Source organism: Ruminiclostridium herbifermentans (assembly GCF_005473905.2).
Taxonomy (GTDB): domain Bacteria; phylum Bacillota; class Clostridia; order Acetivibrionales; family DSM-1351; genus Ruminiclostridium; species Ruminiclostridium herbifermentans.
This window is the reverse complement of sequence record NZ_CP061336.1, coordinates 632,991-646,233: the sequence shown is the minus strand read 5'-3', so window position 1 is coordinate 646,233 and position 13,243 is coordinate 632,991. Positions and strand designations below refer to the sequence as shown.

At 31.9% G+C, this 13,243-nt stretch carries 12 protein-coding genes; 3 read left to right on the top strand and 9 right to left on the bottom strand.

Features of this window, described 5'->3' with window-relative positions; genetic code table 11:
• Positions 1-72: 72 nt before the first annotated feature.
• Positions 73-1,779 carry a permease gene (locus tag EHE19_RS02735; protein ID WP_137697505.1) on the top strand — a complete coding sequence of 569 codons (1,707 nt, stop codon included), beginning with the start codon at positions 73-75 and terminating at the stop codon, positions 1,777-1,779.
• A 210-nt stretch (positions 1,780-1,989) separates the two neighbouring features.
• On the opposite strand, the gene EHE19_RS02730 is transcribed toward EHE19_RS02735, so the two are convergent.
• Positions 1,990-2,634, bottom strand: coding sequence for a hypothetical protein (locus tag EHE19_RS02730; protein WP_137697504.1), 645 nt, complete (start codon positions 2,632-2,634; stop codon positions 1,990-1,992).
• A 222-nt stretch (positions 2,635-2,856) separates the two neighbouring features.
• Here EHE19_RS02730 and EHE19_RS02725 point away from each other — a divergent pair, with 222 nt between their 5' ends.
• Together EHE19_RS02725 and EHE19_RS02720 are read left to right on the top strand one after the other, a co-directional pair.
• Positions 2,857-3,075, top strand: coding sequence for a hypothetical protein (locus EHE19_RS02725; protein ID WP_137697503.1), 219 nt, complete (start codon positions 2,857-2,859; stop codon positions 3,073-3,075).
• A 631-nt stretch (positions 3,076-3,706) separates the two neighbouring features.
• A complete protein-coding gene (locus tag EHE19_RS02720) occupies positions 3,707-5,164 on the top strand; it encodes a S1C family serine protease (RefSeq protein WP_244648323.1) in 1,458 nt (485 codons plus the stop codon).
• A gap of 84 nt (positions 5,165-5,248) precedes the next feature.
• Here the strand turns inward: EHE19_RS02720 and EHE19_RS02715 are convergent, their stop codons facing one another.
• From EHE19_RS02715 to EHE19_RS02680, 8 genes are all read right to left on the bottom strand, one after another.
• The gene (locus EHE19_RS02715; protein ID WP_137697502.1) at positions 5,249-5,530 is read right to left on the bottom strand and encodes a DUF503 domain-containing protein; all 282 of its coding nucleotides are present in this window, start codon (positions 5,528-5,530) and stop codon (positions 5,249-5,251) included.
• Positions 5,531-5,541: 11 nt separating this feature from the next.
• Entirely contained in the window at positions 5,542-6,216 is a 675-nt protein-coding gene (locus EHE19_RS02710; RefSeq protein WP_137697501.1) for a lactate utilization protein, read from the bottom strand.
• A 920-nt stretch (positions 6,217-7,136) separates the two neighbouring features.
• Positions 7,137-7,577, bottom strand: coding sequence for a YaiI/YqxD family protein (locus tag EHE19_RS02705; protein WP_137697800.1), 441 nt, complete (start codon positions 7,575-7,577; stop codon positions 7,137-7,139).
• A 386-nt stretch (positions 7,578-7,963) separates the two neighbouring features.
• Positions 7,964-8,215 carry an acyl carrier protein gene (locus EHE19_RS02700; RefSeq protein ID WP_137697799.1) on the bottom strand — a complete coding sequence of 84 codons (252 nt, stop codon included), beginning with the start codon at positions 8,213-8,215 and terminating at the stop codon, positions 7,964-7,966.
• Positions 8,216-8,275: 60 nt separating this feature from the next.
• Positions 8,276-9,457, bottom strand: coding sequence for a nucleotidyltransferase domain-containing protein (locus EHE19_RS02695; RefSeq protein ID WP_137697798.1), 1,182 nt, complete (start codon positions 9,455-9,457; stop codon positions 8,276-8,278).
• 3 nt (positions 9,458-9,460) lie between these two features.
• Positions 9,461-10,978 carry a class I adenylate-forming enzyme family protein gene (locus tag EHE19_RS02690; RefSeq protein ID WP_137697797.1) on the bottom strand — a complete coding sequence of 506 codons (1,518 nt, stop codon included), beginning with the start codon at positions 10,976-10,978 and terminating at the stop codon, positions 9,461-9,463.
• A gap of 214 nt (positions 10,979-11,192) precedes the next feature.
• Positions 11,193-12,317 (bottom strand): BtrH N-terminal domain-containing protein, encoded by a 1,125-nt coding sequence (locus tag EHE19_RS02685; RefSeq protein ID WP_137697796.1) that lies wholly within the window; start codon positions 12,315-12,317, stop codon positions 11,193-11,195.
• A gap of 495 nt (positions 12,318-12,812) precedes the next feature.
• On the bottom strand, positions 12,813-13,061 hold the full coding sequence (locus EHE19_RS02680) for an acyl carrier protein (RefSeq protein WP_137697795.1): 249 nt from the start codon (positions 13,059-13,061) through the stop codon (positions 12,813-12,815).
• Between the last annotated feature and the right edge of the window lie 182 nt (positions 13,062-13,243).

Below are 13,243 nucleotides of genomic sequence, written 5' to 3'. Positions count from 1 at the left end.
TTTGTACTAATTTAAAACTATAGCTAATATGAAGTCTACAAAATAATTATAATACTTAGTGAGGTATAATATATGTCCTACAAAAATTTTAGTACAGCTATTTTTTACAACGCATTTGATATATTAAAGCTTAAGGAAGATAATGCTTTTGAATCCTCCTTTGAATTTTTTTCCAAGCATATAAAAATTGGAAAGGTTTATCTAGAGACCTATCGTAGCGGTATTTTTCTTTCAGAGGAAAATATGCTTTTCTGCAAAGAGTTTTTTAAAGAAAAGGGCATTAAAGTTTCAGGTGCTATCACTACAACTCCCAAAACAAATAATACTTGGGATTTTAGTTCCTTTTGCTATAGTAATCCTGAACAAAGAAGGCAATTAAAAGAAGTAGTCGCATATACAGCTAGTATTTTTGACGAAATAATTTTAGACGATTTTTATTTTACTAATTGCAAATGCGATTCATGTATTGAAGCTAAGGGAAGCAAAAGTTGGGCTGATTTCAGAACACAGCTGTTAGCAGAAGTATCTTCTGAAATTATGAGTACAGCAAAAGCAGTCAATCCAAATATAAATATGATAATAAAATATCCAAACTGGTATGATCACCATCAGTTTACTGGTTATACCCCAAAGGCTCAAGCAAATTTGTTTGATTCCTTTTATACCGGAACAGAAACTCGTGATTCACAATATACGCAGCAGGTTCTGCAGAGATATATCGGTTACTTTATAATGAGATATTTTGAAAACATAAACCCCGGTAAAAATTTAGGTGGATGGTTTGACTCCTTTGATTGCACCTTAGATACTTACGTAGAGCAATTATATATGACCCTTTTCTCTAAGGCTAAGGAAATAACCCTTTTCTGTGCCGGTTTATTAGCATATGATTACAAGCTTTACGTTCCACTTGCTGGCTTTGTATTTGAGCAATTTGATAAGCTTATGGGACATATTGGTGAGCCTGTTGGAATCTCATGCTATAAGCCCTTTAACTCTGACGGCGAGGATTTTATTCACGGATACCTTGGTATGCTAGGTTTACCCCTTGAACCATATTCAGAATACCCAGCAGAGAGCAGATTTATTCTTCTTACAGAAAGTGCGAAAAAGGATTCAGATATCGTTGATAAAATTAAAAAAAGCTTATGTGATGGTAATTCTGTAATGATTACTACTGGTTTACTTAGAGTTCTTAACGAGCAACTTTCTGATATAGCTGTAATAAATTATACTGATAAAAAATCAATAGTAAAAGAATTTGCCGTTCATATGATGTACTGTGCTTTCAAGGATTATTATTATTCTGAAAAAGAAATTCTAATGCCACATATTGATTTTAAAACAAATGACAGCTGGCAAATGGCAGTTGGAATACATACTTCTAATAATCATGCGGTGTTATTACAAAACAAATATAGCAAAGGTAAGCTTTATGTTTTGACTATTCCTGATAACCCAGGAGACTTGTATAGCTATCCTGAGGCTGTATTGAACTTAATAAGAGAAACTGCATCAATTAATCTGCCTGTTCATTTAGAAGCACCGTCAAATATTGGTCTTTTTGTATATGACAATAATACCTTTATCGTTGAATCCTTCAGAAAAACTAATGTTGAATTCACGGTTGTGGTACACAAGGAAGACCAGCGCTTATCTCAAATTGAACCTAGTAATTGCCATATTGAGCCTCAATTTGATGGAATAAGCAGAAACGGAAACACATATTTTAAAATATCTCTGCAGCCTGGTGAATACAAGGCCTTACGTATTGAATAGAATAAGTATTATACTTTCGGCGTTTCAATGAAGCGCGGGATATTCTTATTGCTTGAAAACCAAAGCAGTACCGCCACTTAAAAAAGTGGATTATATTTTCTTTCTTTGCTATATAGTGTCCCCAGCACTTATATATATGTATATGTGAGCAAAAGCCGTTCCTTATTTATGGAACGGCTTTTGTAATATTAATTATTTTAACTTTGGAATTTAAACATTCTCAGCTGTATTGTTTACATCTCCTCCAGATTTCCACTCATCCATTTTTCTTTTAACCTCATCATAAGTTTTTCTGCATATTTCAGGCAGCTGACCACCAAGTGCTTTTTCTGCCTGAGCAAAGCCTTTATCTATGGCTTTCATTAGTTCTTCATACTTTTCTGGGTCATTATTAGAAATTGCTTTTGCAAATGCAACTATTCTGTCACTTACAGCTTGTACACCACATTCTCCATCCTCTGAAATAGCTTGTTGAGCAGCAGCCCTTGTTTCTTCATCGATTTCCAAGCTATCCTTTCCAGAGAAAACATCATGAAATTTTTTACCTTGACTCTTTAGTAACTGTTCCACCAAGTCTCTCAAGTTTTGTGTAGCTCTATTTGCTTCAGCCCATAATCTTTCAATTTCTTCCGCATTAGCTGCGGTTGTTTTCTTTTCTATTTTATCCTCTGATGTAGGTTTTACCGAAGTAGCAGGCTTTCCATAGACTCCTGCAGTATTTTCTGATGATTTTCCCAATTCTAGCACAACTGCAGTATCTTTAGAAGTATCACTGGATATCTCTTTTGTTTTTTCTTGTTTTTTTGCACACACATTTTGATTTGCTATTGGTTTAGAGTTTACTCCTGTTATCATAATAAATCCCTCCTTAGATTAACGTGCCTATGGCACCACTCATATCCCTATACAATATTAATCGGCTTAAAATAGTTTTTCCATTAATGCATAATTATTTTGAATAACGGATATAAATAATAGTGCCGCTTTCTTTATAAATACTCTTACACTACATAAATATTCATATATCTAATAATCATTAATATAGAAAGTGAGAAAAAGTACTATAAAGGTGAATATATGATAGTTCAATGTGAAAAAAGAGATTTTATTAAGCAGGATGACCTTATAGCAATTACAAGGGACGACAAATTTATTGGTTACGGCAAGGTTATTGCTATATTAGAAGAATATGTTCTTGTTGATATTGACAAAAAAGCAAGCAAGTCACTATTTGAAATTTTCAGTGAAGAAATCCCCTATGATTTTATGTTTATAGATGCCCCCTTACATGAGTAAAAAAATTCGCTTATTTCAAGATCTGTAACAGTTCCTATAAACAACATACTAAAGCTTCAAATAAAACTCTATTGGTGCGGTAGAATTATCAATTGCATCCATGAATACCTGCTGCGCAATAACTACATCGTGTAGGTTTAATTTTTGAATCAATGTATTTGAATCAATTACTCTTACCACAAATTAAAACTAGTACTTGTAATCGAGTATCCAATTTATCTAAGTTTTATTGGTGTAATAAGTAGTTTACCTGCAAACTCAGTTCAAATAAATTAGCATAGCGGCTTAAAACAATAGTGGTAGTCTAATTTTATATATTTAAACTTCTATATTTGTTAACATATCCTATATATAGGAAATAGATAGAAATACACGGGAACTTTAATATTATCACTTAGTTCTCAATATTTAATTTTTTACCATTAATCCTATATTTTAACATTATTAGAGCCTGTTTTCTCTGTACATCTCACATTCCTAATCCTCACAAGATATTAATTGTCCTTGTTAACAATTTGTTTTAAATTTAATAACAATTTATTAAAACTTTCTTAGTAAATTGTACATAATTAAAGTTTATTATATAAACATAAGATAAAGCAAACAATATTTACAGATTGGAGGTAATATTATGTTAGATAGAAATAATAACGATTGGAATACAGAATTTCAAAATGACAATAACTTAAATACTCAGCAGCATGATAATCAAGATTTGAATAACCAGACACAGTATGTTTATAATATCGAAGTAAAATCAGAAGATCAGGAGCAAGATAATATTAGTTCATTTGAGCAAATACAAGGCAATACTAGCTGGGATAGTCAATCACAAAATACATCATATTTCGTAAACGGTGTAAACCAACAGTTTCAAAGTCAATTAAATTACAAGGAGAGTATTGTTAAGCCTGAAAGAAAAAGAAGACACAATTTGCTGACATATATGTCACTTGTTCTAGTTACTTCTGTTATTACTAGTTTTGTTGTGGGCGGAGCTTTATATACCAGTTTCTCAAAGCAGCTGAGTGATGTGCAGAATAATATTTCATCAAATGGAGGATTATTACAAACATCTTCTGCTGAAAATAATATTTCTGGTACAAATCTAGTAGCTTCATCAAATTTAAGAGATTTAACAGTAACAGAAATAGCCAAGAAAGTTGGGCCTTCAATTGTAGGTATAAAAATGACATTTAAAACCAACACTCGTAACTTCTTCTTTGGTTCTATGCCTTCCACATCTGATGCTGAGGGTTCAGGAATTATAATTAGTTCAGATGGGTATATTATGACAAACTACCATGTTGTTGAATATGCTGACCCAAATAGTAATTTAAAGAATACCACTTTGACAGTTTATTTACCTGATAAACGTGAAGCAACTGCTAAGTTTATAGGTGGAGATAGCGACAATGATTTAGCACTTATAAAGATTGACCTCACGAACCTTCCAGTTGCAGAACTTGGTGATTCATCAAGTGTTGAGGTTGGAGATTTAGCTGTTGCTATAGGAAATCCACTCGGAATGGAATTTGCAGGTTCAGTTACCTCTGGAGTTATAAGCGCATTAAATAGACAGTTAAAAACTGGAAACATGTCATTAAATCTTATTCAGACAGATGCTGCAATAAATCCAGGTAATAGCGGTGGTGCATTATTAAATTCAAAAGGACAAGTCATAGGTATAAATTCAGCTAAGATATCTGTATCTGGTGTTGAAGGTTTAGGCTTTGCAATTCCAATTAATACTGCTAAACCAATAATAGAGCAGTTGAAGACATATGGTTATGTAAAAGGAAAACCACTAGTAGGTATTACAGGACAAGAGGTTTCTCAAGAAATATCTGAAATGTACGGAATCCCTGTAGGTATTTACGTTGTTGAAGTTCCAACTGATGGAGCTGCTTATGCTGCAGGAATAAAGAAAGGTGATGTATTGGTAAAGCTTGATGGCAAACAGATAAAAACCATGTCCGACATAGATGCTGTAAAGAAATTGCATAAGGCAGGCGATACTGTTGATGCCGTAGTTATCAGAGGAGATAAAACTCTCACTCTTAAGCTTACCTTTACTGAAGATAGATAAACATTATGAATTAGCAATCCATTTAATTACCTTTTCCATTATATAAGCAAAGACCCTTATCATTCCACAAGGTCTTTGCTTTTCTCATCTTTCTTCAAATAATAAATCTGTTATCTCAGCATCTGTGTTTCCTTCAACAAATCTCATAACCTCATTTAGTACAGCATTTGCTTGAGTTCTGCTTGATGAAACACATGCCACACCAATTACTATTGTTTGATAATAATCCTGTTCTTCTACTTCAGCTATTGATACATTAAACTTATTGCGTGTTCTATTAATCAAACTTTTCACAATCATTCTTTTATCCTTCAGAGAATGACAATTAGGTGAATAAAGCTTCATTCTTAAGGATGATACAATCATTTTTACCTCCATCAATAACCTAATTCTTCTCCTACTAGTATTACCTTTATCCTGTCTTTTTTTCTTTGGTATGCTGAAAAAACATAGTTACAGCATATTCTATCAGAGCTGTTACAACCATTTGTTATATCATCTGCATCTGATAAGAATGACATACATTCTCCCTTTTCCTTACAATAAGTGTTGCAATTAAGCCTAACACAATTTGCAGGTGCTGCTAATAATTTAACACGTCTTACTGCCTCTTCAAAATTTTTTACTATCTTATTATATCCAGCAATAATAATTACAGACTTAGGACCATAGCATATAGCTGCAACCCTGTTAGAATTGCCGTCTACATTATATAACTCACCCTGCTCAGTTATGGCATTTGTACTGCAAATATAAGCATCAGCTGAAAAAGATTTAATGTATATTTCTTCGATATCTTCTCTGGACAAGCCCTCTTTATATCTATCTAGAAAGTTATATTTTCCACTTCGGAGCAAGTCAAATATTCCACTTTCGAAAATACTTTGGGAACCACCAATTCCAACAGTATCTCCTTCCTTAAGCAGCTCTGCTACCTTATTTACTACATCCGTTTTACTTTCTACATAATGGACTTGCATATTGTTCTTTCTAAGATTTTCAGCAACCTTATTTATTCGTTTCTCAATAGTTGATTTTAAATGATTATCCATACTAACCTCCACACAAAATTTTGATATAAAAATAAGTCTATTATCGTGGAGGTACGCAATAGCTTTTCAACATGCTTCCTAATTCTTTCACTGCTAACCTCCACATAAAATTTTGATATAAAAGTAAATCTATTATCGTGGAGGTACGCAATAGCTTTTCAACATGCTTCCTAATTCTTTCATGCTAACCTCCACACAAAATTTTTGATATAAAAATAAGTCTATTATCGTGGAGGTACGCAATAGCTTTTCAACATGCTTCCTAATTCTTTCATGCTAACCTCCACACAAAATTTTGATATAAAAATAAGTCTATTATCGTGGAGGTACGCAATAGCTTTTCAACATGCTTCCTAATTCTTTCATGCTAACCTCCACACAAAATTTTGATATAAAAGTAAATCTATTATCGTGGAGGTACGCAATAGCTTTTCAACATGCTTCCTAATTCTTTCATGCTAACCTCCACACAAAATTTTTGATATAAAAATAAGTCTATTATCGTGGAGGTACGCAATAGCTTTTCAACATGCTTCCTAATTCTTTCATGCTAACCTCCACACAAAATTTTGATATAAAAATAAATATATTATCATGGAGGTACGCAATAGCTTTTCAACATGCTTCCTAATTCTTTCATGCTAGCCTCCACACAAAATTTTGATATAAAAATAAATATATTATCGTGGAGGTACGCAATAGCTTTTCAACATGCTTCCTAATTCTTTCACTGCTAACCTCCACATAAAATTTTGATATAAAAGTAAATCTATTATCGTGGAGGTACGCAATAGCTTTTCAACATGCTTCCTAATTCTTTCATGCTAACCTCCACACAAAATTTTGATATAAAAATAATTTTAAGAAATCTTTTCGCGTTTCACATTAATTATATCATACATATATTTCCTATTAATAACTTATTCTTCCCGCTTTTCAATCAGCTTTATTAACGCTCTTTCAAAATTATCATTGTCCTCTTTTGAACGTTTTTTAACACTACCTGTTCTGCCTCCTGCTCTGCGAACCTTTTGACCAAGATGCCTTTCAAATAACAGCCTGTCAATATTATTATCTGAATAAATCAAGCCATTCTGATTGAGCACCCTTGCCCCCTTTCCTAATCCCATTGCAGCCACTCCATAATCCTGAGTAACTACAATATCTTCTTTCTTTAGTAAGTTTATTAGCTTTATATCTACGCTGTCTCTTGATTTATCTACTGTTATTATGATACTGTAACCATCATAGAGTTCATGGCTTGTGTCAATTATCATTGTTACAGGAATTTTATACTTTTTTGCAACTCTCACTATTATTTCTTTAACAGGACATGCATCTGCATCAACAAGTATCTGCATTCTATCCTCCACGTCTATTTTTTAACGACTTCTGCACACCATTAAAAATGCACCAAGTTAGCACAAACCTATCTTTTTAACTTATATTCCTAAAATAGCATTTATAAACTTGTAATAAAATAATTATATAGTATTAATTTACTTAAGCCAATTATTAGTATACTATATTACGCAAAATAGTATTTATTCTCGTTCACTGCCTTTAATCAAGTTCTAATAAAAAGTGCAACCAAAAACTCCGCCTAGTATTTAGGTAGTTTTTATGATTGCACTTAGGTTAAATACATATTTACTTAAACTTTGCAGTTGAATTAGTTACTTAAATCCAAAAAACCAAGTCCTAAAGTTTAACTTACTGCACACAGCTTTTACTCTACTGCTTCTATCTAATTATTCATACATTTTTCAAGCAGTTTAATTATCTTTCCTAATGTATTAAAATTCTCTATATATAAATCATCATCATCAACGCTAATATCAAATGCTTCCTCCAACATAACAATAGTCTCAATGCTGGTAATGGAATCAAGACCATGCTCTCTTAAGTCTGTATCATCTGTTATATTGGCAAATTCACTCTCATCTCTTTTTAAAGATGTAATCAGCATTTTAAGTATATTGTCCCTATCAATTGTCATAATCTCCCCTCCAAGCTTATTGCGTTATTGCACCGATTACATATATCTGTGTTGCAAGTTCTAGTTATTTAATGTTCTATGTTTAAAAACCCCATCAGATTTTGCTTTAGCATCTAAGTACTTATTCATGCCTGATAATTGATTTTCCGCTAAGGTCAAAACTCTATCTGTCTCAAACAACCTTGTAAAGAAATCATATTCCCATAATGATGGTTCTTTATTTTCTATTCCATATTCATCTAAATAAGTAAGATCATCTGGTCTTAATGCATTTAGTACTTTTTCAGGAATTAACTCACCAAACATCATTTCTATATAATGGAAATTATAATAAACAACCTTATCAAGATTGTATCCCTTAATTCTTTCAACAAGTAAATCCCAATCAATCTTGTCATAAAACTTCTTAATATACATATACAAATCAGAGAACTTATAGATTTTCAAATCTCTTAAGTCAGTAACCCACATCATTAGTGTTGCTTCTTTGTACAAATGGCAGCTAAGCTGAATAATATTGTCTATGTAATCAAGCATATATCCTTTAACACCGTTTATCTCAATAGGAAGAGCCCTTGCAATTAATTCTTCAGTAGGCACCTTATATGGACAATTTCCCTTCCAAAGAACATCATGGTTGATATCAACCTGTACAAGCTTTGCAAACTTGTTGTCGCTTATTTTCTGAAATTCCTGTAATTCGTGAGAAACCATTTGCTGCAGCATTTTTTCTTTCCTTGAAGCTGCTATTATTTCTTGTTTTTCCTCATCAAAATGTCCCTGAACGAATCCTATTCCTTCCAAGGCTTGTGTTACAGGAACTACATCATCAAGCTTCATAATCATATCTAAGTCATTAAATATTCTTGTTTCAATCTCAGGATAAACCATAATAGCTAGCAGATTACCTTTAAGAACAGGCACAACAACATTATGCTCATTAAATGCCTTTAAAACATTGGTAAGCTCTTTTTGATAATATGCATTTCGTTCCCCATAAACCTGCCAATTCGCATCTAAAAGACGATGTATTTCTTTTTCAAGCTTATCAACCAATTTAAACTTTTTTAAGTTATAATAAAACATACCTAATGTTCTATGAGTTATCATCTGAAAAATAATATCTGCCCAATTAAGGTGACTGTTAAGAATTTCTTCCAATCTAGCCCTCTGTGATTCCTCCATTTCAATTGCTGTCATTAATACCAGTTGTCTCTCTAGCGACAAATCTTCTCGTTTCATTTTTTAACTCCTCCTATTTTGGATTTGGTCTATATAAAAGCTTCTGAGGATATTTTTGTTAAGTTTACCCATTTCATTTCTTGGCATCTTTTCAACTATTACAATTTCTCTTGGAATCTTTCTATCCTCTAGATTTGCACGACACCATTTATACAAATCTTGAACTAATACATTCTCACCTTCAGCCACACGAACCAACGCAATAATTTTCTGACCTAATTTTTCATCATCTATTCCAATTACAACAGCTTCTCTAATTAAAGGGTTCATAAGCAGTATCTGTTCAATTTCAATAGGATACACATTATTTCCACCCTGATTAATTAAGTCATCTGTCCTACCTACAATAAATAACATGCCTTCTTTATTCTTGTAACCTTTATCCCTAGTCCTTAATCCCTTATCAGTAATCGCCTCTAAGGTCTTGTCTTTACATTTATAATATCCGTCCATAATGTAATCAGTACGAACAAATATCTCTCCTATCTCGTCCGCTTCACAAACAGAACCATCATCACGATAAATTGTAACGTCACAGCCTTTTATTGGTCTTCCTACTGTGCCAGGATATGCTAATAAATCCTCACTACATGCAAAAGAAACTCTCACCGATGCTTCCGACAAACCATAGGCATTGTATACTATAGCATTCTTAAATTTTTCCGTAGTCTTTAAGAACACACTTTCAGGAGTTATCATGGCTCCGAGAATAATTCTTTTTATAGAACTAATATCAAACCTATCTAAAAAAGGATAATCAAATATTTGCACCATCATTGTTCTTACTAAATATGTTGTTGTTGGACGTAATTCTTGGATTGTTTTTAAAAAGATAGCAGGATGATATAAATCATTTAGCAAAATAACACATGCCCCGCAGCTGATAGCCATGAACAGGTCACTAGCTATTGGTCCTGCTTGCGTTAGAGGTCTTGCTATAAGGAAGCTATCTTCACTAGTAAATTGCAAAACATCTGCAACTGCTAATGCATTACCAGAAACCGCATAATTAGAAAGCACTACTCCTTTTGGCTCTGCGGTAGAACCTCCTGTAAAGCATATGCCAAATGTGCCTTCTTTAATGTCTTCAGTAATTATTTTCTCAGAATCAAATTTGTAAACCTGTACATCAAATTCATTTTCTAAAACAATAAGGTACTTAATTTGCAATCTGTCCTTAATCTTACTAACTTCATCGAATCCATTCTTATCTGTAACCAAAAATTCAATATCTGCATAATTAATTCTTCTAAATAGTGATTCCCCTTTAAGTTGATACGAAAGTGGCACTACAAGTTTATTTTGCTTGTTTAAAGCAAACATATATGTAATAAGCTGAGGACTGTTAGGAAGAAAAATACCTCCTATCTTAAAATCCATACTATCAATAAAATCTGATGCCTTTAATACTAACTCCATCATTTGTGCATAAGTGAATTGTGAATTTCCATGGATTAACATAATATTATTCGGAAACTTGTTACAACTCTCTGAAAACAAACTCCATGGTGAATAATTCAAATTGCATCATCCCTCTCATAATTAATCTCTCATCTAGCCCCTCAAAATTTGAAAAGCCTTAAGCGTATAATCTTTGCTTTATAAAGATAACTTTATTCTAAAAGCTATTGGCAGAGGTACATTTACTATTCTATTGAAAACTATTTGTAGATTTAAAACACACCTTGTTTATTCAAGCATAATTATTTAACTGACCTAAATTAATTGTGTTATTTTACTTAAGCAAATTGCCTAAACTTGATATTACCTTCTGTTCATTTATAATAACCTTATTAAGCTGATCAATAATGTCATCTATCAGTATTAATTTTTTCGTGATTCCTAACTTCAAAGATAGATTTGCACATATATCCCAATGCCTTGATGACTCTTCTAGCAGATTTGATATTTCTTCTTGAGAATTTTGAGGTATAAAATCATTAAGTTCATTTATAAATGTTTTAAATCTTTTTCTACTTCTAGATATAGTCTTAAAAGTCTCATTATAATATGTTTTAAACATATACTGTCTTGTTTCGGATAATTCTTCTGACTTCTTACTATTTAAATCACTAATCAAGGTATTAATTGCTTCAAATCCACATTGGTATCCAAGAACCTCTTTTTCACTGTTCATTCTGCTGCAGCTTTCCCTCAAAGTAGCAATAATTCTATCAGTTTTAACTTTGAAATTTTTATAATTCTCTAACTCACACCATACATTTTGAATTGGCCTTGAATATTCGCCCATTATTGCATTACTTAATGGATTCTCAGACGCTCTAGCTATCCTTATTTCATCTATTTGCAGCTTTCCGTCAAAGTCACTATTTGTCAGTTTGTATTTGTCAAATAACTCATACCAACCTTCCTCTTCATTGTATCCAGTTATCACTACATAATGGAGTCCGTGCTCTTTTTGATATGCTCTGTGATACCTTATATAAAACAGGTCTACTGCAACTACAACAGGAATATCTTGATCTATCAATTCCTTTACTCTGTTATATGCGCCATCTGGGTTGTTTTCAATATACATTTTTACAATAATTTGATCTTTATCTGTAACAGCTTTATGTTCAATATTATTTTCATAAAGCTTAGGAACTGGAAAATAGATAAGTTCGAATGATGTATTTAACTCTTTTTCTGAAAATTCCACTGAGGTATTGTATTTATATAGATAATTTACTCCCATGTATCCTGTTTCTTTATCATATAAGAACGAAAGGTAATCGGCCAATAATATATTAGGATTAAGCCCTAAATACAAAAATTGAGCTGATAATGCATTATGGAAACAGTCACTAACATAGGGTTCGAAAAATCTAGGTACGTTTTTAATACTTTTCATTGCCATTATTCAACACTCCTAAAAAGGCATTTTGATTTACTGCAAGTTGTAATATAACGCCTATTTTCAAAATGAAATTTTTCGATTTTATACATTTCCAAAAACACTTGTGGTTTTTGTGGCTCGAAACCTTGTTCGTAGATACATTACTTTCGAACTATTTACATTTTGCGGCGTTCCAAAAAGGCGGTAGATAATCTCACTGCCTGAAAACCAAAATTGTGGCCGTCACTTATAGAAGTGGGGACATTTTATAGAATCTTTATTATGCCTAGAATCAAAATAAATTATTGATTTCAAAATTGTGATTATAGATTTTTCGAATGTAGTTTTTTAATTGTAGTTTTTTAATTGTAGTTTTTTGATTATATTTTTTCGATTATAATTTTTTGATTGTAGAAAAATTTTATTAGAATCAGCGGCATCTTTGTAAGGTGTTGTTCTCTCAGTCTGAAAACCAAAGCGGTATCCACTGCTTATAAAAACAGAGAACAATTTTCCTCATTGTAACTTTTTCTCTATGTAATCACAAATTGCTTTTCCAGTAGAAAAATATTCATAAGTAAGTAAATTACTATCAAATGAGATATCAAATTCACATTCAATTTCAATCAAAATTTCGACTAAAGCAATAGAGTCTATACCATAGTTGTCTCTCAAATCACTATCCAACTTAATATTATCTCCATTAAACTGACTGCGGTTTTTCAAAATTTCAGATATTTTTTCTTCAATTTCCTCTCTTTTCATAACAAAAACTCCCCTCTTAATAACTAATTAAATAATGTTTCATAATAATTGCATCATCGAATATATGAACCGTAAATGTCATCAGTAATATATTTATATATAAATTAATAATTTTATATGAGTTAATACTTTCGGAACAATAATATTTTTTAGATTTAATTTTATGAACAATATGATATAAA